Annotated in this window: 25 protein-coding genes and 1 pseudogene; 10 read left to right on the forward strand and 16 right to left on the reverse strand. The window is 64.2% G+C overall.

The window, feature by feature from the left end; all coding sequences use genetic code 11:
• Nucleotides 1–505: 505 nt before the first annotated feature.
• The 9 genes from AB4Z55_RS00400 to AB4Z55_RS00440 all read right to left on the reverse strand — a co-directional run bounded on the left by AB4Z55_RS00400 (nucleotide 506) and on the right by AB4Z55_RS00440 (nucleotide 6,475).
• Nucleotides 506–1,030, reverse strand: a complete 525-nt coding sequence (locus AB4Z55_RS00400; protein ID WP_369518879.1) for a hypothetical protein — start codon at nucleotides 1,028–1,030, stop codon at nucleotides 506–508.
• 259 nt (nucleotides 1,031–1,289) lie between these two features.
• Nucleotides 1,290–1,700, reverse strand: a complete 411-nt coding sequence (locus AB4Z55_RS00405; RefSeq protein WP_369518880.1) for a DUF3846 domain-containing protein — start codon at nucleotides 1,698–1,700, stop codon at nucleotides 1,290–1,292.
• A gap of 224 nt (nucleotides 1,701–1,924) precedes the next feature.
• Nucleotides 1,925–3,067 carry a hypothetical protein gene (locus tag AB4Z55_RS00410; RefSeq protein WP_369518881.1) on the reverse strand — a complete coding sequence of 381 codons (1,143 nt, stop codon included), beginning with the start codon at nucleotides 3,065–3,067 and terminating at the stop codon, nucleotides 1,925–1,927.
• Between the two features lie 216 nt (nucleotides 3,068–3,283).
• Complete coding sequence (locus AB4Z55_RS00415) at nucleotides 3,284–3,706, reverse strand: hypothetical protein (protein WP_369518882.1); 423 nt, start codon at nucleotides 3,704–3,706, stop codon at nucleotides 3,284–3,286.
• Nucleotides 3,703–4,026 (reverse strand): hypothetical protein, encoded by a 324-nt coding sequence (locus tag AB4Z55_RS00420; RefSeq protein WP_369518883.1) that lies wholly within the window; start codon nucleotides 4,024–4,026, stop codon nucleotides 3,703–3,705. Before AB4Z55_RS00420 ends, AB4Z55_RS00415 begins: the two co-directional genes overlap by 4 nt.
• Complete coding sequence (locus tag AB4Z55_RS00425) at nucleotides 4,019–4,696, reverse strand: hypothetical protein (RefSeq protein WP_369518884.1); 678 nt, start codon at nucleotides 4,694–4,696, stop codon at nucleotides 4,019–4,021. The genes AB4Z55_RS00420 and AB4Z55_RS00425 overlap by 8 nt, the downstream gene beginning before the upstream one ends.
• The gene (locus AB4Z55_RS00430; protein WP_369518885.1) at nucleotides 4,693–5,253 is read right to left on the reverse strand and encodes a hypothetical protein; all 561 of its coding nucleotides are present in this window, start codon (nucleotides 5,251–5,253) and stop codon (nucleotides 4,693–4,695) included. The genes AB4Z55_RS00425 and AB4Z55_RS00430 overlap by 4 nt, the downstream gene beginning before the upstream one ends.
• Before the next feature lie 211 nt (nucleotides 5,254–5,464).
• A complete protein-coding gene (locus AB4Z55_RS00435) occupies nucleotides 5,465–5,962 on the reverse strand; it encodes a hypothetical protein (RefSeq protein ID WP_247452195.1) in 498 nt (165 codons plus the stop codon).
• A gap of 15 nt (nucleotides 5,963–5,977) precedes the next feature.
• On the reverse strand, nucleotides 5,978–6,475 hold the full coding sequence (locus AB4Z55_RS00440) for a hypothetical protein (RefSeq protein WP_369518886.1): 498 nt from the start codon (nucleotides 6,473–6,475) through the stop codon (nucleotides 5,978–5,980).
• Nucleotides 6,476–6,757: 282 nt separating this feature from the next.
• Here AB4Z55_RS00440 and AB4Z55_RS00445 point away from each other — a divergent pair, with 282 nt between their 5' ends.
• Nucleotides 6,758–7,573, forward strand: coding sequence for an AbiV family abortive infection protein (locus AB4Z55_RS00445; protein ID WP_369518887.1), 816 nt, complete (start codon nucleotides 6,758–6,760; stop codon nucleotides 7,571–7,573).
• A gap of 26 nt (nucleotides 7,574–7,599) precedes the next feature.
• On the opposite strand, the gene AB4Z55_RS00450 is transcribed toward AB4Z55_RS00445, so the two are convergent.
• The 5 genes from AB4Z55_RS00450 to AB4Z55_RS00470 all read right to left on the reverse strand — a co-directional run bounded on the left by AB4Z55_RS00450 (nucleotide 7,600) and on the right by AB4Z55_RS00470 (nucleotide 11,630).
• On the reverse strand, nucleotides 7,600–8,409 hold the full coding sequence (locus tag AB4Z55_RS00450; RefSeq protein WP_369518888.1) for a phosphoadenosine phosphosulfate reductase family protein: 810 nt from the start codon (nucleotides 8,407–8,409) through the stop codon (nucleotides 7,600–7,602).
• A gap of 20 nt (nucleotides 8,410–8,429) precedes the next feature.
• On the reverse strand, nucleotides 8,430–8,657 hold the full coding sequence (locus AB4Z55_RS00455) for a hypothetical protein (RefSeq protein ID WP_280362321.1): 228 nt from the start codon (nucleotides 8,655–8,657) through the stop codon (nucleotides 8,430–8,432).
• Between the two features lie 2 nt (nucleotides 8,658–8,659).
• Entirely contained in the window at nucleotides 8,660–9,667 is a 1,008-nt protein-coding gene (locus AB4Z55_RS00460; RefSeq protein WP_369518889.1) for a hypothetical protein, read from the reverse strand.
• Between the two features lie 5 nt (nucleotides 9,668–9,672).
• Nucleotides 9,673–10,416, reverse strand: coding sequence for a hypothetical protein (locus AB4Z55_RS00465; protein ID WP_369518890.1), 744 nt, complete (start codon nucleotides 10,414–10,416; stop codon nucleotides 9,673–9,675).
• A gap of 125 nt (nucleotides 10,417–10,541) precedes the next feature.
• Entirely contained in the window at nucleotides 10,542–11,630 is a 1,089-nt protein-coding gene (locus AB4Z55_RS00470) for a hypothetical protein (protein ID WP_369518891.1), read from the reverse strand.
• A gap of 271 nt (nucleotides 11,631–11,901) precedes the next feature.
• Here AB4Z55_RS00470 and AB4Z55_RS00475 point away from each other — a divergent pair, with 271 nt between their 5' ends.
• The 9 genes from AB4Z55_RS00475 (at nucleotide 11,902) to AB4Z55_RS00515 (ending at nucleotide 23,494) form a co-directional block, all read left to right on the forward strand.
• Nucleotides 11,902–12,402: a hypothetical protein gene (locus AB4Z55_RS00475; protein ID WP_369518892.1), complete on the forward strand. Its 501-nt coding sequence runs from the start codon at nucleotides 11,902–11,904 to the stop codon at nucleotides 12,400–12,402.
• Between the two features lie 149 nt (nucleotides 12,403–12,551).
• The gene (locus AB4Z55_RS00480; protein WP_369518893.1) at nucleotides 12,552–14,984 is read left to right on the forward strand and encodes a type I restriction-modification system subunit M; all 2,433 of its coding nucleotides are present in this window, start codon (nucleotides 12,552–12,554) and stop codon (nucleotides 14,982–14,984) included.
• Nucleotides 14,981–16,216 carry a restriction endonuclease subunit S gene (locus AB4Z55_RS00485; protein WP_369518894.1) on the forward strand — a complete coding sequence of 412 codons (1,236 nt, stop codon included), beginning with the start codon at nucleotides 14,981–14,983 and terminating at the stop codon, nucleotides 16,214–16,216. The genes AB4Z55_RS00480 and AB4Z55_RS00485 overlap by 4 nt, the downstream gene beginning before the upstream one ends.
• Nucleotides 16,213–16,926: a TIGR02391 family protein gene (locus AB4Z55_RS00490; RefSeq protein WP_369518895.1), complete on the forward strand. Its 714-nt coding sequence runs from the start codon at nucleotides 16,213–16,215 to the stop codon at nucleotides 16,924–16,926. The genes AB4Z55_RS00485 and AB4Z55_RS00490 overlap by 4 nt, the downstream gene beginning before the upstream one ends.
• The gene (locus AB4Z55_RS00495) at nucleotides 16,923–17,867 is read left to right on the forward strand and encodes a GIY-YIG nuclease family protein (RefSeq protein ID WP_369518896.1); all 945 of its coding nucleotides are present in this window, start codon (nucleotides 16,923–16,925) and stop codon (nucleotides 17,865–17,867) included. The genes AB4Z55_RS00490 and AB4Z55_RS00495 overlap by 4 nt, the downstream gene beginning before the upstream one ends.
• On the forward strand, nucleotides 17,860–20,946 hold the full coding sequence (locus AB4Z55_RS00500) for a type I restriction endonuclease subunit R (protein WP_369518897.1): 3,087 nt from the start codon (nucleotides 17,860–17,862) through the stop codon (nucleotides 20,944–20,946). The genes AB4Z55_RS00495 and AB4Z55_RS00500 overlap by 8 nt, the downstream gene beginning before the upstream one ends.
• Nucleotides 20,933–21,664 (forward strand): M48 family metallopeptidase, encoded by a 732-nt coding sequence (locus AB4Z55_RS00505; RefSeq protein ID WP_369518898.1) that lies wholly within the window; start codon nucleotides 20,933–20,935, stop codon nucleotides 21,662–21,664. Before AB4Z55_RS00500 ends, AB4Z55_RS00505 begins: the two co-directional genes overlap by 14 nt.
• Entirely contained in the window at nucleotides 21,657–22,490 is an 834-nt protein-coding gene (locus tag AB4Z55_RS00510; protein ID WP_369518899.1) for a hypothetical protein, read from the forward strand. Before AB4Z55_RS00505 ends, AB4Z55_RS00510 begins: the two co-directional genes overlap by 8 nt.
• Entirely contained in the window at nucleotides 22,487–23,494 is a 1,008-nt protein-coding gene (locus tag AB4Z55_RS00515; protein ID WP_369518900.1) for a P-loop NTPase fold protein, read from the forward strand. Before AB4Z55_RS00510 ends, AB4Z55_RS00515 begins: the two co-directional genes overlap by 4 nt.
• On the opposite strand, the pseudogene AB4Z55_RS00520 reads toward AB4Z55_RS00515, so the two are convergent.
• Nucleotides 23,459–23,896: pseudogene (locus AB4Z55_RS00520) on the reverse strand (integrase core domain-containing protein); the annotation flags it as partial. The gene AB4Z55_RS00515 and the pseudogene AB4Z55_RS00520 sit on opposite strands and share 36 nt — an antisense overlap.
• A gap of 60 nt (nucleotides 23,897–23,956) precedes the next feature.
• Nucleotides 23,957–25,101 (reverse strand): IS3 family transposase gene (locus tag AB4Z55_RS00525; RefSeq protein ID WP_099047927.1). Its coding sequence is split into 2 segments (ribosomal slippage): nucleotides 23,957–24,834 and nucleotides 24,834–25,101, totalling 1,146 coding nucleotides; the frame shifts between segments, so codons are not numbered across the junction.
• Nucleotides 25,102–25,184 lie beyond the last annotated feature (83 nt).

The raw sequence follows: 25,184 nt of genomic DNA on the forward strand, positions 1-25,184 counted from the left end.
CCATGGCCACAACACCGGCAAGGTGGTTGTGGTGCAACGTGTTTCATGTCGCTCAGTCTATCACGACTCCTGCCATGCAACGGGCCTGGACCCTGCCGTGTCGGCCTGCGGCCGACCCTGCACCCACACCCACCGACCGCCCTGCGGGCGCTCTCTGACTCCATATGAAACATACTACCGCACAACAGAATTGAAACCCATTGCCACACAATCGATTCCCTACGGGAATCTGAGACCACCACGACCGTTCATTGCACATGCAACCAAAAAAGGCCGGCGCGCGCCGGTCATGTCAGCGGATCGGCGGTTTGCTATCGTTACCGTCGCGTTGCTCTGTTGCCACACCCAACGAGAGAGCGCTCGCACAGGGGAGGGAGGGGACCCCCAACCATGCACCCTCCCTCCCCTTCTGCCTGTCGGTGTCTGGGAGTCTGGACCGGGCACCGTGGCGGGGTAGCCGAGTTGGGCGCTCACCTGCCCCGCCACGGTGGCTCTCAGCGGGCCGCTAGACCCGGTCCCAATCGCTGATCGACGTCGATGTGAGCGAGAACGCGCCCTCGCTCAGCTTCTCCCGGATCGCGTCATCGTCGATGCGTTGCTCCAGGCAATAGCTCTCCTGCTCGTTGCGCGGGACATCAGACGCCAGCACCGACACCTGCACCGTCACGTCGACCGTGACCTCGAGATCGTCGACGCGACCCTGCCAGCCGAATTGATCGCAGAACTGCTCAAACTGGCTGCACAGATCGTTCTCGTCGGCCCACTCGCAGGCCGCCTCGTTGCGCGCCCGGTCCTCTCTCGCCAGGCACGACGCCTCTTCACGGGCGGTGTCCCGGTCCAGCTCGGCCCGGCGCAACTCTTCCCGCAGACGCTCGACCTCGGCCTCGACCCGCCGCACGTCCTCGGCGGGCACCCACGCCCCCGCGTCGGTGATCGGGTTCGGCAGATTCAACACACCCTCACCGATCGACGGCCACACCTGCTCAGCAGCGTGCCCGTTGAGTCCGTGGCTGACTTCCATTGTCGTCATGCGACTTTCCCTCCATGTGCCCCGGTGAGACCCTGATGTCTCGCCGGGTGGTCTGTGATGCTGTGCTGCCCGGTGATGTCGGCCAGCGTTAGGGCGGGGTGCCAGTGCCCGCACGGGGGCAGTACGGCGTCGTCCTGGTATGCCTCGGCGGGCCCGTCGAAACAGCAGTGCCCCGCGTGCGGGACCGTGCCTACCCGCCAGCACACACACGCCGAAGTCGCGGCAGGGGCGGACACAGCGGGCGCGGTAGAGGCGGGCATCACTGCACCCCCGCCGGGGTCTCGACACCGCCCAGACCGGTGATCGCGGCAGCGACGTCGGGAGCCTCGACCTCATCGGCGAACCACGCGGCCAGGCGCGCGACCTGCTCACCGTTGAGTGAGACGGTGTCCCCCGCGTCGGTGGACGACGCGAACACCACCGGCCCCCAGATCACCGGCTGCCCGTGCAGAATCCCGTTGAGCACCGACGCCCACGCATTGACGGGTTGGGTGTAAGCGGCCTCATCACCGACCCACATATCGATGCCGCCGGGCAGGCGCACCACATCGACGTACCCGCCCACCCCGGCCTGCAACATGCTCAGCGTGTCGCCGCCCTCGGCGATCACCTGTGACACCGCGCCCTCGGTATCGATCCGCACACCCGACACATCCGCAGTCCTCGTCATGACGACCCCTCTCGGTTTAGGTGTCCGGCCCAGACCCTTATGTCTCACCGGAACTAACCCACACACTAACGGCACCCACCGACAACAATCCAGCACCGCCACAACGCAATACACCGGGCCGACCTCATACCGGGGTCCGCCCGGTACAGCCGGTCGGGCCTGCCGGGACGGCTCGGCGCCGGCACCCCGATCGGTGGGTGCCGGCGCCTGTCCCGCTGGGTGGGTTACGCGGCGGCAGCGCCGGGCTCGGCGCCGGGCAACCGGACCGGCATCAACAGATGACGCACCCGATCGAACTCGATGGTCATCGGCCGCGACGTCGGCGCGGTCGGCGACCACGTCAGTTCGACCTCGCCCGGGGCGCACGCCAGCAGCGATGCCAGGTATTCCGGGTTGTAGCCGGCGACCATCCCGACCACGCGGTCGTCGACGTCGTGGGCGGCCACGTCGAAGGTCGTCGAGACCTGTCCGGTCTCGAGGTCGCCGGCCTCCACCCGCACGGTGTCGGTCGCCATCGTGACCCGCACCGAGAACACCGACAGTTTCTTGAGCCGGCGCGCGAGATCCGGCGCGGCGATCCGCGCGCGCATCCGGTCATCACCAGCACCCGGCAGCAGGTTGCGCCACCGCGGGAACTGGCAATCCAGCGCCCGGACCACGACGTCACTGTCGGGGCCGCTGACGCGCACGTTCCCGCCGTCGACGTACACACTCACCGCGCCCTCGCGCTTGGCCACCCGTGCCGCGGCCGCCGCGAGGACCTTCGCCGGCACCAACACCGGCGCCTCCAGTGTCGCGGGGGCGGCCGTGGCCAACTCCGTTGCCGCCAGCCGGAACCTGTCGGTGGTGGCCAGCGACACCACCCCGGCGTCGTCGGCGTCGATGTGCACACCGGTCAGCATCGGCAGCGTCACGTCATCACCGGCCGCCGGCGCCACCGCGCCCACCGCCGTGGCGAACACCGCGGTATCGGCCACCAGCACCGCCGTCCCGCCGACGGTGGGCATCACCGGCACGTCCTCAGGCTTGGCGAACACCGCCACCGACGACCGCCCGTCGGGGCCGGCCACCACCAACCGACCCCCGTCGCGCTCGAGCTCGACCACCCCGCGCCCCGCAGCTTTGACCGCGGCGGCGAGTTCGGGGAAGTCCACCGTGGTCGCCTCCAGACCGCCCTGCACCTGCCCGCGCACCACCACCCCGGCGTCGTAGTTGTAGTGGGTCAGCGTGCCCACCCCGCCGAGCGCGGCGATCGTCACCGTCCGCAACGGCGCCAACACACCGCGGCGCGCCGACAACCCGGTCACGCGCTTCACATAGGCCAGATCCGCGGCCAACGAACGTCCATCCCACTGCGCAACAGTCATGACACTGTCCTCTCAGGAAATCCGGCGAGACCCTCATGTCTCATCGGAACTAACCCACACACTAACCGCACCCACCGACAACAATCCAGCACCGCCACAACGCAATACACCGGACCGACCTCATACCGGGGTCGGCCCGGTGTATTGCCTCTGTCGACCTGCGATTTTGGGGGAGGCGACACTCTGTCACCTCCCCCAAAATCGGGGTCAAAGTCGCTATCCGATGGGCGGCCATCCGGCGGGGACCTGGGCGCGTAGCGCTGAGTCGATCGCCGCGCGCACGTCCCCGCGATCGGCCCAGTACTCTCCGTCGAGGTAGCGAAAGATGCGTCGTGGGCAGTTGCCGACGACCTCGAACATCACATCGTTGATGGCGTCGAGGTCGTTGTCGGCACCCAGGTAGCAGCGCTCGCCGTCGGCCAGCGCGAGTGTTTCGATCGCCGAGCACTCTTCGATGTCGACGTGGATCGCTACCCACCCGTTGCTACACATCACCTCATACAGGGTGCGCAACGCCGCCAACTCGGTATGGCGCTCAACGAGATTGCGCACCGTCAGATGCGACGACAACGCCACCCGAGCCCGCTCCCCGGTTTCGCTGAACACCACCGGACTCGCCGCCTGCTGGTCGATGGTCACTGCGACTCACCTGCCCGCGTCACCTGGTAGCCCAGCGCGTCGGCGAGCATCACCATCAGTTCCTCGCCCGACGGCAACGGCTGCCCGGCCATGCGATTGGTGACCATGTCGCACACCGCATCGTCTTGCCCACACTGGCATTCGACGTTGGACGGGTAGGTGTCGTGGGTCGAATCCAACGCGCAACCGTCGATGGTCAGCGGGTCGATGACCCACCGGTCCTGCGAGGGGTGGCGCATCAGGTACACCGACACCGCTTCTTCGATGTAGTGCGCGCCCGGGTCCTCGCCGTCGCGGCGCGGGTACTTCGCATCAGCCACGACGCACCCCCTCAGCGGCGTCGCGCACCCGTTTGAGGTAGTCGACCTCATCCATCTCCAGGGCCGTCAGCAGCCCCGTGTCGCACGCCTCCGACGCCGCACTGATCTGCCCGGCCAACCGCCGATGGTCCGCCAGCGCCTCACTGAGCGCCAACCAGGCCCTGTCCTGGCCGTCGGCGGCGACCTCGGCGCTGTCGGTGGCCGCCAGGTCGACGGTCTGCCAGAAGTCGACCGCGTCGGTTGTGGTCCCGGAGTCGGTGAACGTCGGCACCCAGTGCGGGGCGATGCGGACCAGATGCGCGGCGACCCATTCGATGGTGTCGCTGGTCCACTCGGCCTGACCGCCGAGGGCGGTCATCATCTGAGCGCACGCCAGCTGCGCGGCGCGGGCCGGGATCTGATCAGCGATCTCGCTCACCGTCACCGCTGGCGGGTCGTCAGGATCGGTGATCACCGCCAGAGCGCTGCGCGCCTCGGTGGGGGCCTCGGGGAACGCCTCGGCCTCGCGCTCGTAGGCGACGACCTCGCCGCCCTCGCTCCCCTCCTCGATGTTGTGGCCGGTCGCGACGTCCTGCGCGCGATCGGCATCGGCGGCCCGGACGCGGTAGCGGGTCGTGGTCGTCTCGGTGACCTCGACCGTGAAGACCGGCGCGATGTCGGGGGCGCTCACGCGGCGGCCTCGCCGTCGGTGCTGGCGTAGACGCACGCGACCTCGACGCCGTGATGCTGTCCGCAGCACCCGGTGACCTCCAGGACCCGGTCGGGGCGGCTGATGTGGCGGCGCGCATAGGTTTCGGCCTCGTCCAGGGCGTCGGCGCTGATCGCCTCGTAATGGGCGCGCATGTCGGTGACGCCGTCGACCTCCGGCAGCCCGGCGGCATCCCACATCCGCGCATACAGCCCGAACCCGTCATGACTCAGCGGCGCCCGCAGGCTCGCTTCCCGCAGCCCCAAGCACACCTCCACCGCCGTACCAGGGCGGGTGTCCTGCTCCTGGCCGACCCGATCGAGCAGTTCCCGGGCATAGGCCCGGTACACCGGTTCCACACTCAATCGCTCCAGCAACTCGACCGGCGGCCGGATCAGCGAGAACGAATGGAACAACGCATCCGAGCGAGCAGGCCAGCGCCGCTGCGCCGCCGCGATCTCATCCTCTGCCCACTCGATCGAGGCGAACACATCCGCCAACGAATCACGGACCTCTGCGAACAACTCGGCAACATCCATCGCCACAACACCCCTTCGGGAATCGCCCGGCGAGACCCTGATGTCTCATCGGAACTAACCCACACACTAGCCGCCGCCACCGACAACAATCCAGCACCGCCACAACGCAATACACCCGGGCGGACCTCATACCGGGGTCCGCCCGGTAGGCCGGGTGCAGGTAGTCGTCGGAGGCCCCGACGAGTACCCGCACCCGGCCCTGGCGTGGCGATCAGAGGTTCAGCGGCACGTCTCCTGCCGGGTCGTCGCGTTCCTCACCGCGCCGTAGGTCGATCACATCGGTGTGGACCACGCTGGTGTAGTCACGGCCCAACTGGCGCAGCGCGGTCACCAACGACACGTGGGCTTCCTGCGCAGTGTCGAACGCGATCGGCCACCCACCGTCCTCGGTGAACGCCGGCGCCCCGTCAATCACCGCGTAGTAGCCGTTGTCCCCGCACTCGATCCAGCCACCCAGCCGCCCGATCGGGTTCCGCCTGGCCCAGTCCTGCGTCACCTGGCTGTACTGGCCCAGCTCGAGCTGCCACCCATGCCGTGCCGGGTGCGGCCGGATGCTCAACGCCCCGTAGTAGGCGCCGTCGATGACCAGATACACGTAGGTCTCGAAGCCGTCGAGGGCCAAGCGCAGCCTCTCATCGTCTTCGCCGTCGCTGGACAGTTCCAGAACGCCGTGTGCGGGCGTCCGTGGCTGTTGCGGTGTCGTCGTCACTTGCCTGCCCCTGCCTCAGCAGATCCGGAATCCGCCGCAGGCGGCGAGGAACTCGGCGAACTCGGCCACGTTCTCGGCGCTGAACGGATAACTGGTCTCCGAGGGCCGCTGCGTGCCGGTACCGGCGCACCCATTGCAGCCGCCCTGCCCGGTCTCAGGGTCACGCGGACGGTCCCGGCCCATCTGCACCCCGACCTCATCGGTACGCACCCCGCTACCCGCACACAGCCAGCACGTCTCATCCGGCAACGCCTCCAGACGGGCGGTGTAGGCCCGTTCGTACTCGGCCACCACCCCCGAAGCCAGATCCGCGCGCAACCGCGCCGCCAGCTCGCCCGAGGCCGCAGCATCCAGGCCGTCACCGTCGTTGGACTGCCAGTACTCACACCCCGCAGCAAGCTCGGGATACCGCTCGCACACGAACTCCGCCAACGGCCGCCACCACCACACGTTGTTACGGAAGTACTCACCCACCGGCGCGCTCGGCGCCCGCCCAAACACATCCATCCCCATGCGGGACTCCTTCGGATCGAGGCTCCGGCGAGACCCTTATGTCTCACCGGAACTGATCCACACACTAACCCACACCACCGACAGCAAACCACCACCGCCACAACGCAATACGGCGGTCTAACCTCATACCGGGGTCGCCCGGTACGGCCAGGCCCCTGAGATTCGCCGGCCCCCACAGGACCCACCAAAAGTCGCTGTCCCCACAACCGCCCGACCCGGCACAATGACCAGGTGGAACCACGTGCCCTCGTACGACTATTCAACCTCTCCGGAGCTGCCCGCATGCCCGTCATCGCTGAGGGTCTGCCCGCGATCGCCGAGCACGTCGCGGTCCTGACCGCCGACGCCGCGTTGCTGCGGGAGTCCGGCCGGCACCGGTCGGCCAAGGTGATCGAGCTTCTGGCTGATGAACAGGCGGGGTTGGCGATGATGCTGTTCGACGTCATCCGGGCCGAGAAGATCGCCAACGACAGGCTGACAGCGCTACAGCGTCGGTTCTACGACCACCGGGCCCGAGCGATCTACGTTGCGGCGTATGAGGCCAGACTGGATGACCTCGTCGAGGCGCAGCGATACGTCGACTCCTACCGCGACAGACGCTATCTCGACGGTCCGAACAACGTCGACTGGATCATGTACAACGAACTTGACCACCACCGGGAATCGTCGCTCTACGTTGATCTCGTCGCCGATAGTGAGAACCGTTTCGAGCTGCGCTGGCAGTCCCCTCGCCACTCGGTCTACGCCGAGACGACGTCCCTGCCCCAGCGTCCCTCACGGGCGGTCACTCTTCTGCTCGCCCTCGACGCGATCGGCGTCACCTCACTCGCGGGGGTCGAAGCGACGAAGGCCGCCTGGACCAGTTGGTGGGAAGCGCGCGCCCTCGAGGAGACTCCGCGCGAGATCCGCTGGAAAGATGCCCGCACGATCAACTCCGAGATCGTCACAGCGTTTCTGGACACCTCCACGGCACCCACCGAGCAGCACCGAGTGGCCGTCAACTACTGGCTCTTCCCCTTGACCACACTGGATTTCAAGGTGCGCGAGGTGACAGCCAACACCCTCATCGAGAAGCGGAAGAACCGCTCTCACGGATAACCACGCATGCGGGCCGCGTTGCTCGCTTATCGGTATTCGGCCAGCCTCGGCAGCACCTCGACAAGTCGGTGGTAGATGTCGGGCCAACCGGCGGCAAGGCGGGTGATGTGGCCGTTGTCCAGGCGGGAGGGGTCGATCATGGCATTGACCCTGGCGGTGTGGGTATCGGCGCCGAGGGATGCGAGTGTGGCGTAGAGCGGGTTCGGCGGGATGTTGCGAGCGGCGCTGTACTGCCACACCTGTTCGGTGCTCCAGTTCCAGATAGGCCCGAAGCTGCTGGTGCCGTCGCCTCGGCGCACCATACCGCGAGGTACGTCGCCGCTGTGGCGGGCGACCTGAGTGCGGTAGAGGTGGCGGCGGCCGGCGGATTCGTCGGCACGAACACCCCACAGGTTGGCCGGCCCGAACACGGCATGCGCACGGGCAGCCGGCGCGGTGATCATTGCCTGGCGCATGTCCACCTCGAGGTGCCGGGTCGGCGCGGTCGGGTCGAGGTCGCCGGCCGCGATGAGCAGGGTGAGCAGATCGGGTTCGGTCGGCACCACGTGCAGATTCAGCTCCCACGCGGCGGCGAGATCGGCGAGGTAGGTGCGGGTTTCGGGGAAGTCCAGGCCGCAGTCGTAGAACACCACCGGCACCGCCGGGTCCACGCGGCGAGCCAGATCGACCACCACGGTGCTGTCCTTGCCACCCGACCAGGCCACCCACATCCCGCCGTGACGATCGCGATAGTCGGCGATCTGGGCGAGCACCGCGGCACCGTCGGAACGTCGGCCGCGGACCGCCCGCAGCGCGGTGAGGTCCAATCCGGGGTCGAGACCGTCGCCGCCGGGCATCGGTACTGCTGGCCCTCCTGTTAGCGCTTGCGGCGGCGGGAGGCGGCGGTGTTGATGTGCGGCACCTCAGGGGTTTCGTTGTCGGCGTTGGGGTCGCCGGGCTCGACCGAGCGGAAGCTGTTGATACCGAAGCGTATGTCGTCGTGCACGATCAGCACATCGTTCCACCGGCCACGCCCCAGGGGCTCGCCCTTCTTCTTTCGCGGTGGGATCGGGGGGAGGTCTTTGGGTGGGCGGGTAGCAGACATGGTCAGGGCTCCTTGGTGTCTCGGGCCGCTGCACGCGCGGCGGCGGCAGCTCGACGGTCGGAAAACAGCCGGCGGCCGGTAATCGGTGGTTGGTAGTCGGGATCGCGTGGGGTGTCGCGCAGCTGCACGACCAGGGTGGAGTCGTGACCTCCGGGGCGGGCATAGTCGGCGTGCTCGTCGATGCCGGCCACCCGCATCCCCAGTCCGCGGGGAAGGATGTGGCTGGTGTCGTTGACACTGTCCGAGCGGCCCAGGTACATGCCTCGGGATGTTTCGATCTCCAGGATCACCGTCGACGCACCTGAGCCGCCGCCTTCGGCGCGGCGGCGGTCAGCCACCACAGCAGCTTCGTGCAGGGTGTGGGTGGCCATCGTGTACTGGTCGAACGAGATCCGCGCCCCGGGCTGCAACGTGGCCGGCACATCCCGGCGGCGGGTGACCGGGTTGTCGGTGGGCAGCTCGACGACCGCGTACACCACATGCCCACGGCCGCTATCGCGTTCGTAGCTTTGGATCAGCCGGTCCAGGCGTTGCACCGAGCGGCGATCACGCTCGGGCAACTGTTGGGCATCACCGGTCGCTGCACGCAGCGACGAGTTCAGATGCTTCCACCGCTGCGGATCACGGACCGCCCAACTCATCTCACGTATCTGGCTCTGCGGGGCGGTCTCATGGACGCGGCGTTTGGCCGCTGAGCGGTCTTTGCGTTGCCGTGAGGACAGATCGCTGCGGAACTCTCCGCGGGCGGGCAGCTGCCGGCGTTTGCGGTCATCGTCGACGGTCGAGGTGTCGCGGGGGAACGCGCGATCGCGGTCGCGGGCCGCACGGTTGCGCGAGGTGTCGTCCTCGAGGACCCGATCAGACAGGTCGGCGCCAATGCGGGTCTGTTCCATCGCGTCGTAGAACTTCTCGGCCACCAGGCCGGCGGACTTGATCGCCGCATCGTCGACCGGCCCGGCCTCGAGGTCGATGACCCCGTGCCCGGTGTAGGCCGTCCGCGTGGAACTCACACCATTCAGCTTGGCAGAAACACCAGCCGCGCGCCGTCAACGCCGGCCGCGGCGCGTGCGGCGCACACCTGGTGGGTGGGCAACGGAAGCTGCTCGCGCGCCGGCCACTGGCGATCCATCTGCTCATCGGTGGCACACACCCACACGATCGGGTCGTCCGGATCGATGTCGGCGGCGAGTTCATCGATGTGTGCGCGCACCGCCGCGGCGATCTCGGCGATGTCGGCCAGCACCGACGCCGGCGCGGGACGGTCGCCGAACATCCAGTACTGCACGCCGCGTTTGCGAACATCGAACCAGCGCTGCATCTGCCCCAGGCCGATCCCGCAGGCTGCGGTCACGCACAGCAGCCACGCCTGGCGTTCGGTGCCGTCGACGTCGCGGCGCACGACCCTCGCCGTCGGCACCGCCATCGCCGCGCGGCCAGCGCACACCCGATGTACTCCTTCGAGGCGGATGCGCCCATCGGTGTGCGCGGCGACGACGTCGTTGCCGGCGAACGTGGTGATCGTCCCCGTGGTGGCGGCGACTTCGATCAGACGGACCGTCTCGGCGGCCGCGGCCGCGGTGATCTCCTCGAGCAACTCATTAGCGCTGTCGGGGAACGGGAGTCGTCCCGACTCCCATCCGGCAACGCTGCCCGCCGGCATACCGGCGAGCTGCTCGAGATCGGATTCACGCAAGCCCACCGCCAGGCGGGCGCACCGCGCGTGTGCTGCATCAACTGTGCTCATCATTAGCGCCGTCATCGACGCGTCCTTTCAACTGTGCGTGGACCAGAGACCCTTGTGTCTCATCCATCTGCGGCCTCACTCTACGCCACCCGCCCTTGCCTTCTCGACTGTGAATACGAGCCAGTCCTGCCGAAGATCCATCAGCGGTACCCGAGCGGCCCCATCCTCCTACGGTGACTACGAGTGTGGGCGTGGTGGTAGGTACGGGCTACCGCAACTTTCCAGAAGTCGGGGTCGACGTCGACGCCCTCAGGCGGGCCGGGTTCCGGTTCCGGTTCTGTGGTTGGGCGGCGCGTCAAGAACGCGATGGGGCTAGGAACGTCGTTGAGTGACAGGACAAGTCCAGACGTTCGGGATTCCAGGCCTTGATCGGTGACCACCCAATCGTCGTCGAGGCGCTCGAGCATGCATCCGGTGAACCACGGGCTGGAATCAGTTCTCGTGATAATGGCTTGCGCCAAAGCTGTTTCCAGGCTGGGGAAGACCGCTGCGGCGGCAACAGCGGGCACAGCACTGTTCATGCCCCCTTCACGGTCCAGCTCGTGAGTCAATGCGTCGAGCATGTCCCCTGGGGATTCACCTTCTTTCCAGATCACCGACGCCGAGTTCTTGCCGGCAGACACGGTCATGACGAGGACAGGCTCCGTCTCGCCAGGGCCTGGAAGTTGGCCATCGTGTGCTGCACCCCAGTTGGTCAGGTGAGCTGTGATTCGTGGCGCGTCCACGTCGACGTCTTCGGTGAGCGGTGCGGTGATCTCGCGGTCTACAACAGCGTTGAGGTCGTTGGCCTCACGCAGCACCGAGACCAGGCTCTCCCAGCTCGCTCCTTGTCCCAGGCTGGCGAGCATCTCGGTGCGCTGCGCCTGACGCTGATCGCGACGCTGTTTCAGCTGGTCATCGATCTCGTCGAGACGTTGAGCGAGGTGCGCAGTGTTCTCGCGGAGATCTCTGGTCCCCTCTTCGACAGCTGCCGTCGCACTCTCCGACGCGGCGACACGAACCTGCTGGACGATGTTGCGTTCGATCCATATCAGTACCGCCGCCAGGAGCACATTCACACCAGCAGCAGCGAGCGTGCTGGCGAGAATGCCCTGCCACTTCCCGAACTCGTCACCGAGCATCAGTGGTAACGCACACGCCACGGCGACGGCGCTCAGGCCGACCGCGACCACACCAACGACCCACCCCCAACGCAGCCGGTCAGCAGCCTCACCGCCACCCGTCGACACCGGACCTCTCCCCCGCGGAACCGCGCCATCGTGCTCCGTCACGCACCGCACCCTCTCTCGCGCTCGCAATAGTTCGAACAGGGTCTCACGAACCACTGACCAGCCCGCGCAGCGTGGCGTCGCCACCACACGCCGCAGAACACGGGGACGACCAGCATGTGCGCCGGGGACGCCGGGCGATGGCACCTCCTCAGCCTGGATCCTGTTCGGACTGACGCCCGGCGTTCGAGGCCTCACCCTGACAGCGCGACGCGAACGAGCCGCTTCGGAGATGAGTCGCGAGGTCGACCACTTTCGCAAGCGGATCGAGCCGAAGATCGTGCAGGAGCTTACCCGGCAGCTGCACGCCGACTCGCAGGACTACGCGCCACGCACCACACCGACGCCAGGGCCGGTCGAGATTTCTGGTGACACGCCATACATTTCGGCCGGCGATGTTGCCGCTCACGACAAGGCCGAGCGTGAGGAAGCGCTGTCGCGATTATGGGCGCACGTCTACCGGCTTCGGGCCGAGATTTTGCGCGTCGAGCGGCTCAAGGCATGGCCCTACGATCCCACCGAGCCCCGACTGAGCCAGGAGAAGCTCGACGAGGCACTCGATGCACGAGCCGACGCGCATCGTGTGGTCAACGGCGCGGTACGCGCATTCGTTGACGACTACGGATCGATGATCGCCTCGGGTGCCGCCGAGTTCGACGTCCAAGGGCTGGAGCGACTTGTCAGGTGGGACGGGAGCGATGGAGTGACTCAGCGCCGCAAGCGCGCTGAGTAACGGCCAGCCGGTATGGATCACGCGGTTCTGTCAGCCCCCTCTGGCATGCTGAGACGCGACCAAACGGCGAGCCAAGAATATTCGCACACTTGTTCGAAAATGGTAAAATGGCATCACAAATGCCTACAGACACAACAGGAAGACCAGCTGTGGCGCTTAAGAAGTCGGATCTCTACTCATCACTGTGGGCAAGTTGCGACCAGCTTCGTGGCGGCATGGACGCCAGCCAGTACAAGGACTACATCCTGACGCTGCTGTTCGTGAAGTACGTGTCCGACAAGGCCAAGACCGACGTCAACAGCCTCATCGAAGTGCCCGCAGGTGGCTCGTTCGACGACATGCTCGCCGCCAAGGGCGACAAGGAGATCGGCGACCGCTTCAACAAGATCATCGCCAAGCTCGCCGAAGCCAACGACCTGCGCAACGTCATCGACCAGGCCGACTTCAACGACGAAGAGAAGCTCGGCAAGGGCAAGGAGATGCAGGACCGCCTCTCCAAGCTGGTCACCATCTTCAACGACCTCGACTTCCGCGGCTCGCGCGCCGAGGGTGACGACCTGCTTGGCGACGCCTACGAGTACCTGATGCGCCACTTCGCCACCGAGTCCGGCAAGAGCAAGGGCCAGTTCTACACGCCGGCCGAGGTCTCCCGCATCCTCGCCAAGGTGGTCGGCATCGGCCCGAACACCCGCCAGGACCAGACTGTCTACGACCCGGCCTGTGGCTCCGGTTCGCTGCTACTCAAGGCTGCCGCCGAGGCGCCCCGCGGCATGACGATCTACGGCCAGGAGAAGGACAACGCCACCTGGGCGCTGTCCAGGATGAACATGATCCTGCACGGCAACGAGATCGCCGAGATCGAAAAGGGCGACACCATCACCAGCCCGCAGTTCACCAAGGGTGACCACCTGCGGACCTTCGACTACATCGTCATGAACCCGCCGTTCTCGGTGAAGTCCTGGAACAACGGCCTCGAGAACGACTACGGCCGCTTCGAGTACGGCCGCCCGCCGGAGAAGAACGGCGACTATGCCTTCCTGCTCCACGCGCTGACCTCGCTCAAGAGCACCGGCAAGGCGGCGATCATCCTGCCGCACGGCGTGCTGTTCCGTGGCAACGCCGAGGCCACCATCCGCACTCGCTTGCTCAAGCAGGGTTTCATCAAGGGCATCATCGGCCTGCCGGCAAACCTGTTCTACGGCACCGGTATTCCGGCCTGCGTGGTCATCCTCGACAAGGAGAACGCCCAGGCCCGCACCGGCGTCTTCATGATCGACGCCTCCAAGGGCTTCATGAAGGACGGCAACAAGAACCGCCTACGCAGCCAGGACCTCCACAAGGTTGTCGACACCTTCAACAAGCAGATCGAGATCGACCGTTACTCGCGCATGGTGCCGATGAGCGAGATCGCCGACGCCAAGAACGACTACAACCTCAACATCCCGCGCTACATCGACTCCTCCGAACCCGAGGACCTGCAGGACCTCAGCGCCCACCTGCATGGCGGCATTCCGGATCGCGACCTCGACGCACGCCAGAACTACTGGGACGCGTTCCCGCAGCTCCGCAGCCAGATCTTCGCGCCGAACCGCCCCGGCTACAGCGATCTGGCCATCGACGTCAGCGCAGTGCAGCAGGCGATCTTCGACGCACCCGGTTTCCACAAGCTGCGTGACGAAGCCACGGGCATTGTGGCGGACTGGTTCGCTGCGCGCCGCGACGCACTGGCCGGCCTCACTGCCGACACGAAGCCGAACGAGTTGATCGCAACTATCGGCGACGACTTGCTGGAGCGTTTCAAGCCGATGCCACTGCTCGACGAGTACGACGTCTACGAGCAACTCATGACCTACTGGCACGACACCATGCACGACGACGTCTACCTGGTCATGGCCGACGGCTGGCTGAACGCCGCCAAGCCGCGCAAGACCATCGAAGACAAGGAGCGCAAGCTCTCCGAAACCCCCGACCTGGTCGTTGGCTCTGGCCGTAGCGCCACCAAGTACAAGATGGACCTCATCCCACCATCACTGATCGTGGCGCGCTACTTCGCCGCCAAACAGGCCACCATCGACAACCTCACCGCTGCAGCCGAAGAAGCCACCCGCGCCGTCGAGGAGTACACCGAAGAACACGCCGTCGAAGACGGACTGCTCGCCGACGCCATGGATGATGGCAAGATCTCCAAGGCGCTGGTCGCCGCACGATTGAAGGCGATCAAGACTGGCGGCGATCCCGACGAGGTCAAGGCGTTGCAGTACGCCAGCAAGCTGTACAACGCCGAAGCCTCGGCTAAGAAGGCGGTCAAGGACGCACAGGCGGATCTCGACCTCGCCACGCTCAGGAAGTACGGCGACCTGACCGAGGATGACATCAAGGATCTCGTTCTCGACGACAAGTGGCGGGCCGTCGTGGAGCGTCGTATCGCGGGTGAAGTCGAAGCCCTCACGCTCGATCTTGTTGCACGTATTCAGCAGCTTGGTGAACGCTATGCGACGACCGTCGGCGATCTCGACGCTGAGCTGGACCGCCTCGAAGCCATGGTTGCGAGCCACCTCGACGCAATGGGGGTTCGTTCATGACCGCCAGCTCTGCTTGGACGACAACGACGATTATCGATGCGACGGCCAAGATCATGGATTACCGCGGCCGCACGCCCAAGAAGCTCGGCATGGATTGGGGGAATGGGTATATTCCAGCCATCTCAGCCCGAAATGTCCGGATGGGTAAGATTGACTTCGACGAAGAGTTTTATGTCGCATCCGACTCGCTTTACCGAAGGTGGATGACTCAAGGCGATATGGAGCAGGGTGACACCCTCGTCACCACCGAAGCGCCGCTAGGCAATGTTGCCGCGGTCCCCGACGCTCGGCGCTATGTCCTGAGCCAGCGCACCGTTCTACTGCGCCCACGACCAAGCCTTTTCGACAAGGCCTTCTTTACTCAGGTTTTGCAGTCTCCGGAATTTCAATCCCTCCTTACCCAGAATTCATCTGGTTCAACAGCTCTCGGGATTCAGCGCAAGAAGCTTGAACAGCTCCATATCCCCACGCCGCCGCTGAAGGAACAGCGGTGCATTGCTAACGCGCTTCGTGATGCCGACGATCTGATCGCCACCCTCGAACGCCTCATCGCCAAGAAGCAGGCGATCAAGCAGGGCATGATGCAGCAACTCCTGACCGGCCGCACCCGCCTGCCAGGGTTCACGGCGCGATGGACGGACATCGCCCTGGGCGATATTGCGCGGTTCAGCAAAGGCTCTGGGCTGCCGAAATCTGCGCTGACGACGTCAGGTTCGACTCCCTGCATCCATTACGGTGAGCTATTTACGTTCTACGGTCCGGAAATTCATACTGTCGCAAGCCGTACGAATCCGACCGGACGGGTGGTGATTTCTGAAGATCTCGACGTTTTAATGCCGACGTCTGACGTGACGCCTCGCGGCCTCGCGAAGGCTAGCGCAATCCATGAACGCGGTGTCGTACTGGGCGGCGACGTCCTCATCATCAGACCGGAACCTAAACGCGCTTACGGCCCATTCCTTGCGCATGCAATCCGTCGCGACGCCGACCAGGTTCTGCAGCTTGTACGCGGCTCAACCGTCTACCATCTCTATGCCGCCGACATGCGGAATTTCACCCTTACCATCCCGCCAGTGGAAGAGCAGCGAGCTATCGCGGATGTCTTGCTCGATGCCGAGCTGGAGATCGAAGGTCTCCACGTTCGACTCACCAAGGCCCGCGCCATCAAGCAGGGCATGATGCAGCAGCTCCTCACCGGCCGCACACGGCTTTCTGTGGAGGCTGAATCATGAACGTGGAGTGGGCTATCACTGAGCTAGAGAAATTTATCTATCAGACCGAGCTTGTCCCTCACCCCAGCCCTAATGTCATCGGGAGCTTTGAGCGTGGCTCTAAGGAGGAAATAGCCTCCCAAGCGCAAGTCGTGGAGAAGATCCTTGCGCGAGTTCTACCGAGATGGCGAACCGAGGTAGCTACAAGCAAGCACCGAAACTGGGATCAGCATCACGAGGCCGCGATCCGCGCAAAAGCGGAGCTAGTCCGCAAGCAAGAAATCGAGGAGAACCTGGGCGAGAACGCACCCGAACTCTCTGCGGCCGAACTTCACCCATGGATATGGGAGGGCGCCAAGTCGCTCTGGCAGTCCGGCCATTATCGCGAAGCAGTCGGCGGTGTGATTCGAAAGCTCAATGCCGAGACCCAGAACAGGGTAGACCGTCGCGATGTGAGCGAGACTGACCTGTTCAAGCAGGCATTCTCGATGGATGAGCCGAAGGTCGGCAAATCGCGCCTTCGTCGCATGAAAGACGACGGTAGCGACACCTATAAGTCGGTGCAGCGTGGTGCCATGGCCCTGGCCGAGGGCGTGTTCGCGGGTATTCGTAACCCGCTCAGTCATGAGGTTGATCAGGAGCTTTCGGAGCAGGAAGCACTGGAGTACCTCGCAGCCCTCAGTGTCCTGGCTCGCTGGGTCGATCAGTCTGACGTGGAGTCAGCTTCATGAGCGCTGGTAAGTCTGTTCGCCTGTTTCTGGCTGACGGCACGCCGGGCGGCTTGCTGACGGCCGAGATCATGAACTGGACCGGTCATGTTGTGGCTGCTCCGCGTTCGGACCTTGCGGCACTGTTGAAGCGCCCCGAGGCGACTCGGACCGGCATCTATATCCTGCTCGGCGATAACCCGGACAGTCTCGGTGGCCAGTTGGCCTATATCGGCGAAGGTGATGACGTCAGCAAGCGCCTGTATCAGCACGCTCGCTCGGAAGACCAGAACGGCAAAGACTTCTGGGATCGAGCCATCGTGCTGACCAGCAAAGACACCAACCTGACGAAGGCGCACGCCCGCTACCTAGAAAGTCGGTTCATCGCGCTGGCCCTGCAGGCCAGCCGCGCCCGGCTCGCCAACGGCACTACGCCGCCGCCGATCGTGCTGCCCGAAGCTGACGTGTCGGACATGGAGTACTTCATCGAGCAGGCCAAGATCGTCCTGCCAGTACTCGGAGTGAACATCTTCCGTTCACCGGCAACGACCACGACAGCATCACGAGTCGAGGCTGTTAGCACACGGACCGATTCACCGTTGTTCGAGATGACGCTCAAGAAGTCCGGTATCACTGCGACCGCGCAGGAAGTCGACGGCGAGTTCACCGTGCTCGAAGGCTCCATCGCCCGATTGAAGTGGACCGGCGGCGAGGGGCACAGTTACACCAGTCTGCGGGCGAAGCTGGAGCAGGACGGCACGCTCGTGCCAACACCCGATGGCTCGGCAATGCGCTTCACCCGCAACCACGTGTTCGCCAGCCCGAGTGCCGCTGCCGCGATTGTGGCTGGCCGCAGCGCCAACGGCCGCACCGAGTGGCAGGTGCAGAACACACGAAGAACATATGGACAGTGGGAAACCGAAGGAGTTGAGGAGGCGATGAAGCAGGAGGTGAGCAATGAGTGATGTAGGACAGATTGAACGAAAAGCCCAGAGCCGAGTGGTGGCGCTGTTTCGCGATCAGCTTGGCTACGAGTACCTCGGCAACTGGGAGTACCGCGAGGGCAACTCGAATGTCGAGACTGGCCTGCTGACGCAGAACCTGCGCGCTCGTGGCTACGACGACAACCTCATCAACCGCGCCCTCGGCCAGCTCGGCAAAGCCGCCTCAGTCGGCGCTGGCCACGACCTCTACGAGGCGAACAGGGACGTCTACAGGCTGCTGCGTTACGGCGTGAAGGTCAAGCCCGGCGTGGGCGAACAGACCGAGACCGTCTGGCTGATCGACTGGAAGAACCCAGACGCCAACCACTTCGTCGTCGTTGAGGAAGTCACCGTCGCCGGCCAGCACACCAAGCGCCCGGACGTAGTGCTCTACGTCAACGGCCTGGCGCTCGCCACGCTGGAACTCAAGCGCTCCAAAGTCGCTGTATCCGAAGGCATCCGGCAGACCATCGGAAACCAGAAGCCGGAGTTCATCCGGTCGTTCTTCTCGACCGTGCAGTTCGTCTTCGCCGGCAACGACGTCGAAGGACTGCGCTACGGCGTCATCGACACACCGGAGAAGTACTGGCTGGAGTGGAAAGAACCTTCCGACGTCGCTGACCCGCTCGACCGGGCGTTGCTGCAAATGTGTAGCAAGCCGCGGCTGCTGGAACTGATTCACAACTTCGTCGTCTTCGACGCGGGTGTCAAGAAGGGCCCACGACACAACCAGTACTTCGGCGTCAAAGCCGCCCAAGACCGCATCGCCAAGCGCGAAGGCGGCATCATCTGGCACACCCAAGGCTCAGGCAAGTCCCTGACAATGGTGTGGCTCGCTAAGTGGATTCGCGAGAACCAGCCCGACGCCCGGGTGCTGCTGATCACTGACCGCACCGAACTCGACGACCAGATCGAGAAGGTCTTTAACGGCGTCAATGAGCAGATCTACCGCACTAAGAGCGGCGCCGACCTCATCAGTTCGCTCAACGCCAGCGAGCAGTGGCTGATCTGCTCCCTCGTCCATAAGTTCCGCGCCGCCGACAGCGACGGTGAAGACGACGAGGCGACCGCCGACTTCATCAAGGAACTGCACGCGACCATCCCGAAGGACTTCAAGGCCAAGGGCAACATCTTCGTCTTCGTCGACGAGGCGCACCGCACCCAGTCCGGCAAGATGCACACGGCGATGAAGGAGCTGTTGCCGGAGGCTATGTTCATCGGCTTCACCGGCACGCCACTGCTGAAGGCCGACAAGGCCACCAGTATCGAGACCTTCGGCTCGTTCATTCACACCTACAAGTTCGACGAAGCCGTTGCTGACGGCGTGGTGCTGGACCTGCAGTACGAGGCCCGCAGCATCGACCAGGAGCTGACCAGTCCGGCACAGGTCGACAAGTGGTTCGAGGTCAAAACCAAGGGTATGACCGATCTCAGCAAGGCCGAGCTCAAGAAGCGTTGGGGCACCATGCAGAAGGTTGTCTCCTCCGAGCCGCGCGCCAAGCAGATCGTCAACGACATCCTGCTCGACATGGAGACCAAGCCCCGCCTGATGGACGGTCGCGGCAACGCCATGCTCGTAGGCTCGAGCATCTACCAGGCCTGCAAGTTCTACGAGATGTTCGTCGCGGCCGGCTTCAAGGGCAAGTGCGCCATCGTCACCAGCTACACCCCGAACGCCAGCGACATCGCCAAGGAAGACTCCGGCGCAGGCAAGACTGAGAAGATCCGCCAATACGACATCTACCGCAAGATGCTGGCCGACTACTTCGATGAACCCGAAGACACTGCATTGAACAAGGTCGAGGAGTTCGAGCAGGCCGTCAAGCGCCAGTTCATCGAGAACCCCGGCCAGATGCGGCTGCTGATCGTGGTCGACAAGCTACTGACTGGCTTCGACGCGCCAAGCGCTACCTACCTCTACATCGACAAGAAGATGCGCGATCACGGCCTCTTCCAGGCCATCTGCCGCGTCAACCGCCTCGACGGTGACGACAAGGACTACGGCTACATCGTCGACTACCAAGACCTGTTCAACTCCATCGAGAACGCCGTCGACGACTACACCTCAGGTGCGCTGGACGGCTACGAGAAGAAGGACATCGAGGGACTGCTGTCCGACCGCATCGAGAAGGCTCGTGAGAACCTCGACGAAGCCCTCGAACGCATCCGCGCTCTCGTCGAACCCGTTGCGCTACCGAAGAACACCTTGCAGTATCAGCAGTACTTCTGCGCCGCGGAGCAGGGCAACGCCGACCAGCTCAAGGTCAACGAGCCGAAGCGCGTCGAACTGTACAAGGCCGTCGCGGCCGCCACTCGCGCCTACGCCAATCTGGCCAACGACATGACCGCCGCTGGCTACAGCGTGGCCGAGGCTGCGGCGATCAAAACGGAGATCGCGCACTACGTCGACGTGCGGGCTGAAGTGAAGCTCGGCGCGGGTGAGGACGTCGACTTCAAGCAGTACGAAGCCGGCATGCGGTTCCTGCTCGACACCTATATCCAGGCCGGCGCTTCCGAAGTCGTCTCCAACTTCGAAGATACGGGCCTGATCGATCTAATCGTCAAGCTCGGTGCGGGTGCGATCGACAAGCTGCCTGCCGGGATTAAGAAGGACCCCGACGCAGTCGCCGAGACCATCACTAACAACATGCGCAAGGTGATCATCGACGAGCACGCGATGAATCCCAAGTACTACGACAAGATGAGCGAACTGCTCGACGCCATCATCGAACAGCGCCGACAGCAGGCCATCGACTACCAGGAGTACCTGGCCAAGCTCCTCGACGCGGCGAAGCAGCTCGGCACCAAAGAGTCAGACACCAAGTATCCCGACTGGGCTGACAACGGCGCACGACGCGCCCTGATCGACTTCGGCTGGCCCGATCCGGCAACACCGATCCAGGTGGACACCGCGATCCTGACGAGCAAGCCGCACGACTGGGTCGGCAACACGATGAAGGAAAAGGTCGTCAAGCGAGCGATCAGCCGCACGCTACCCGATGGATTTGACCGACTCGACGAATTGTTTGACCTGGTGAAGGCGCGCGATGAGTACCGCTAACGCCTACCTCACTATCCGCGGCATCGACATCGACGTCATCTACAAGGACATCAAGAACCTGCACATCGGTGTCTATCCACCGCTGGGCCGCGTGCGGGTGGCTGCACCAGCACGACTCGACGACGATGCTGTGCGCCTCGCCGTGATCCAGCGTCTGCCATGGATCAAGCGGCAACGCGATAAGCTGCGGTCCGCCGAGCGGCAGTCCGAGCGCGAGATGGTGACCGGCGAGTCGCACTACGTGTGGGGCGTTCGTCGCCGGCTCAAGGTCGTCGAGCGGCCCGGTCGGGCGCATTTCGAGGTCGACGGCGAACGGCTCGCGCTCTACGTACCCGCCGACACCTCGGCCGAGAAGCGACGCATCTATCTCGACAGGTGGTACCGCGACCAGCTTCGCCAGGTGATCCCCGAACTCATCACCAGGTGGGAGCAGACCCTCGACGTCACCGTGCCGAAATGGACCATCCGACGAATGAAGACCAAGTGGGGTTCTTGCAACCGCGAGACCCGACACATCTGGTTCAACGTCGAGCTCGCCAAGAAGCACCCCGATTGCCTGGAATACATCGTCGTCCACGAGATGACGCACTACTTCGAACGTAACCACGGCGAGAGGTTCACCAGCCTGATGGATCAGCACCTACCGGATTGGCGTAGCCGGCGAGACCAGCTCAATGCGGCACCGCTTGGCGCTGAGGAGTGGCCTGGACGTGGCTAATCTCAACAACCTCACAAAGCGCAGACTTGAGACCTTGTTTGGTATGGGTGGTGGCTACGTACTGGACTTCACGAATGCGACGTTTAGGGATTTCGTTGTCACGGCTATTGGTGTCGACCCGTACGTCGAGGACTACGACTCCAAGGCGAATCTGCTCCGCCGAATGTGGCAGGAGCTCCCGGATGCGACCATTGCCAAGCTCAATCTCGAACTGCTCGACTACTGGAAAGATGGCAAGCTCATTGCCGACGAGTCGATTGGCGAGGCCGAGCAACGCATGCACGACCAGCTCCGATCTGAGTTTAGTGCAGCCAGGGAGTCCGGCGTCTCGGTTGACACCGCCTTCCTGAACAAGAATTTCGGCACGGTCGACCTCTCCGCGCTCCCGAGCGCGCTCACGGCAACCGATGTTGTACAGGCGCGGCTGGCCGAGATTGATCGGGCGATGAAAGCTGATGCGCCGCTCTCCGTGATCTTCCTCGTAGGAAGCACACTCGAAGGGTTGCTGGCGGAACTTGCAGTAGCACAGGCGCCGACTTTCGCCACCAGTGGTGCGGCACCGAGGGGTCGAGATCAGAAGGTCAAACCGATACAGAGCTGGACACTGTCTGAACTTATTGCTGTAGCCAAGGATATCGGCATGCTGAGTACCGATGTCGCTGAGCACGCCGATCAGGTGCGCAACTTCCGCAATTATATCCATCCCCGACAGCAACTCAAAGAGAACTTCTCGCCACGTATCGAAACAGCACGCATCGCTCAGCAGGTACTAGTTGGCGCTCTGAAAGACTTGGAGTCGTTGCACTCCAGCAAGGGGGAAGAATGACCGATGCCAGATACCCGCTGTGGTCCGACGAACCCGCAGATCGAGACCTCCTTTCCTTTGATGCTGTCGCCACGACGATCGTGGATGCGGTACTCGATGACACGCTTGATCCGATTGCACTCGGCCTGTCGGGGGCATGGGGTAGCGGGAAGACTAGTGTCTTGGAGCTTGTACAGCGTGAAATCAACGTGCGCAACGCTTCCGAGCAAGACCGAGTTCTCGTCATTCCGACGCAGCCGTGGAGCTACGACCCAGCAGTCGGACCGAAAGAGAGCCTCATTACCGAGGTGCTTGATGGCCTCGCTGGGGAGATCAAGACCGATGCCGGAGATGCAGCTAAGAGTCTGCTCAAGCGTCTGACTGGCCGGGTGCACTGGGCGAAAGCATTCAAGGTGGCCGCGAAGGCTGGTATCGCACTGCAACTTCCGTCTGTCGACGACGTCCTCGGGCTTATCAAGGAGGAGCCGGACAAAGAGGACTCCCCCGACCGTGGCCTTGCAGGCTTCCGCGAGGACTTCGAGGAGCTGCTCGCCTCGGATGGCCTCCAGCACATCTCCCGTGTGGTCGTCCTGGTCGATGACCTCGATAGATGTCTGCCGGAAACGGTGGTTGAAACCCTGGAGGCGATCCGCCTCTTTCTGTCTGCTAAAGGGATGTCATTCGTGATCGCGGCAGATGAGGACCGGGTCGCCGACGCCATCCAGCAACGGTTGAAGGCGTCGGATGGGAAGGACGCAGGGGCTGAGAGCCCAGCCAAGCTCTACCTGCATAAGATCGTCCAGACGACTATTCCGCTACCCGGACTCAGTCGGTTCGATACTCATGCGTACCTGTTCTTGCTGCTATCGGAAGGCAAGACGACCTCTGAGGTTCACGACGCGCTTGTGGCCTCCTGCGCCGAGCTTCGCCGATCGAGCGGCTCGCTGGATGACGTGGCCATCCCGGAGGGTGTTGACCTTGCCGAGGAGCTAGCTGTACTGACCGGACACGTTGGTCAATCGTGAGAAGGGCGGCTGGTTGCTGCAGGCTGTGTGGGGCCGGTGATGGTTGTAGTAGTGCAGCCAGCCGTCGAGTTCGCCGCGACGCTCCGTCTCGGAGGTGTAGCAGCGGGCGTAGGCCCAGCCGTCGGCCAGGGTGCGGTGGAAGCGCTCGATCTTGCCGTTGGTCTGCGGGCGATACGGCCTGGTCCGTTTGTGCCTGATTCCCAGCTCGGCGCAGGTGTCGCGCCACAGGTGTGAGCGATAGGCGCCACCGTTGTCCGACAGGACCCGCTCGACGGTCACCCCGCGGGCGTTGAACCACTTGACGGCCCTGGCCAGGACCGCTGTGGCGGTGTGGGCTGTTTCGTCGTCGTGGATCTCGGCGTAGGCGACGCGGGAGTGGTCGTCGATGACGGTGTGGACGTAGTGGCAGGTCCCCGATAACCGGTCCAGTCGGTCCTAGAGCCAGTTCTTTCTTGCGGTCGGTCAGTCGATCTCGCAGCCCACGGGGTGGTGCTGGTGGGTGCATCGGGCAGCGTACTCGGCCGGGGTCTTGTAGCCCAGCGCTGAGTGGCGGTGTCGGTGGTTGTGGTCGTCTTTGAAGTCTTCGATGACCACGCGGGCCTCCAACAGGGTGGGCCAGCAGTTGCGGTTCAAACACTCGTCGCGCAACCGGTTGTTGAACGACTCGATGAACCCGTTGTTCCACGGCGTGCCAGGCGGAATGTAGGAGATCCCCACCGACCCTGCACAGAACGTCTGGAGGGCCTCAGAGATGAACTCAGGGCCGTTGTCCATGCGCAGCACCTTCGGTGGGCCACCCCAGATCGCGAAGGTCTTCTTCAACTCCTCGATCAACCGGTCGGCGGCGATCGAGCGATCCACAATGTTGAGCAGCGACATCCGGGTGTGTTCATCGACCATGGACGCGATCTTGATCTTGTGTCCGTCGACAGTGGAGTCGAACTGAAAGTCCAATGCCCACACCACTTTCGGTGCGTCCGCGGTGACAATCGGCACCGACGACTGGCCGGCCCGTTTACGCCGCGGCGCCCGGCGCACCTGCAATCCTTCTTCCTTCCACAGCCGGTGGACCTTCTTCTTGTTCACGGTGTCGCCTTCGTCGAAACGTAGCCAGGCCCACGCCCGACGGAACCCGTGGCGTGGGTTCTGACGGGCGTAGGTTCGTAGCTGCTGGCGCAGGCCAGCATCCGGGTCAGCCGGGGTGTGCGCTTGCGGCAGTTGACGATACGCTGAACGAGCAAGCCCAACAACCTTGCACGCCTTGCGTTCTGACATGTTCATCACGTCTTTGAGCATGTCGATGGCGGCGCGTTTGGCGGTTGGGCTCAGAATTTTCCCTTGGCGATCTCCCGTAGCGCGTCCTTCTCCAACTCGGCATCGGCGAGCAGCCGCTTGAGCCGGCCGTTCTGCTCACGCAGCTCCTTGAGCTCCTTGGCCGCGTCACCGTCCATGCCGCCGTACTGGCGGCGCCAGTTGTACAACGTCGCTGCCGACACCTCGAGGTCGGCGGCGATCTCCTCGCCGGTCTTGCCCTGCGCCGCCAACTCGTCAGCCCGGCGCAACTTGCGCACAATGTCCTCTGCCGAGTGGCGCTTGCGTCCTGCCATGATCCTCATCGTCCCTTCTCTGCCCTCAACAGGGCAATCAGGACTCTAAAACAGACCGGACCGGTTCACGGGGGACACGCCAG

The organism is Gordonia sp. ABKF26 (genome assembly GCF_041103195.1).
In the GTDB taxonomy this organism is placed as follows: Bacteria; Actinomycetota; Actinomycetes; order Mycobacteriales; family Mycobacteriaceae; genus Gordonia; species Gordonia terrae.

Excerpts from the sequence above, each read along its gene's own strand:
- AB4Z55_RS00400 (WP_369518879.1), bottom strand. The coding sequence starts at position 1,030 with ATGACGACAATGGAAGTCAGCCACGGACTCAACGGGCACGCTGCTGAG.
- AB4Z55_RS00405 (WP_369518880.1), bottom strand. The coding sequence starts at position 1,700 with ATGACGAGGACTGCGGATGTGTCGGGTGTGCGGATCGATACCGAGGGC.
- AB4Z55_RS00410 (WP_369518881.1), bottom strand. The coding sequence starts at position 3,067 with ATGACTGTTGCGCAGTGGGATGGACGTTCGTTGGCCGCGGATCTGGCC.
- AB4Z55_RS00430 (WP_369518885.1), bottom strand. The coding sequence starts at position 5,253 with ATGGATGTTGCCGAGTTGTTCGCAGAGGTCCGTGATTCGTTGGCGGAT.
- AB4Z55_RS00440 (WP_369518886.1), bottom strand. The coding sequence starts at position 6,475 with ATGGGGATGGATGTGTTTGGGCGGGCGCCGAGCGCGCCGGTGGGTGAG.
- AB4Z55_RS00445 (WP_369518887.1), top strand. The coding sequence starts at position 6,758 with ATGCCCGTCATCGCTGAGGGTCTGCCCGCGATCGCCGAGCACGTCGCG.
- AB4Z55_RS00450 (WP_369518888.1), bottom strand. The coding sequence starts at position 8,409 with ATGCCCGGCGGCGACGGTCTCGACCCCGGATTGGACCTCACCGCGCTG.
- AB4Z55_RS00455 (WP_280362321.1), bottom strand. The coding sequence starts at position 8,657 with ATGTCTGCTACCCGCCCACCCAAAGACCTCCCCCCGATCCCACCGCGA.
- AB4Z55_RS00465 (WP_369518890.1), bottom strand. The coding sequence starts at position 10,416 with ATGACGGCGCTAATGATGAGCACAGTTGATGCAGCACACGCGCGGTGC.
- AB4Z55_RS00475 (WP_369518892.1), top strand. The coding sequence starts at position 11,902 with ATGAGTCGCGAGGTCGACCACTTTCGCAAGCGGATCGAGCCGAAGATC.
- AB4Z55_RS00485 (WP_369518894.1), top strand. The coding sequence starts at position 14,981 with ATGACCGCCAGCTCTGCTTGGACGACAACGACGATTATCGATGCGACG.
- AB4Z55_RS00490 (WP_369518895.1), top strand. The coding sequence starts at position 16,213 with ATGAACGTGGAGTGGGCTATCACTGAGCTAGAGAAATTTATCTATCAG.
- AB4Z55_RS00495 (WP_369518896.1), top strand. The coding sequence starts at position 16,923 with ATGAGCGCTGGTAAGTCTGTTCGCCTGTTTCTGGCTGACGGCACGCCG.
- AB4Z55_RS00500 (WP_369518897.1), top strand. The coding sequence starts at position 17,860 with ATGAGTGATGTAGGACAGATTGAACGAAAAGCCCAGAGCCGAGTGGTG.
- AB4Z55_RS00505 (WP_369518898.1), top strand. The coding sequence starts at position 20,933 with ATGAGTACCGCTAACGCCTACCTCACTATCCGCGGCATCGACATCGAC.
- AB4Z55_RS00515 (WP_369518900.1), top strand. The coding sequence starts at position 22,487 with ATGACCGATGCCAGATACCCGCTGTGGTCCGACGAACCCGCAGATCGA.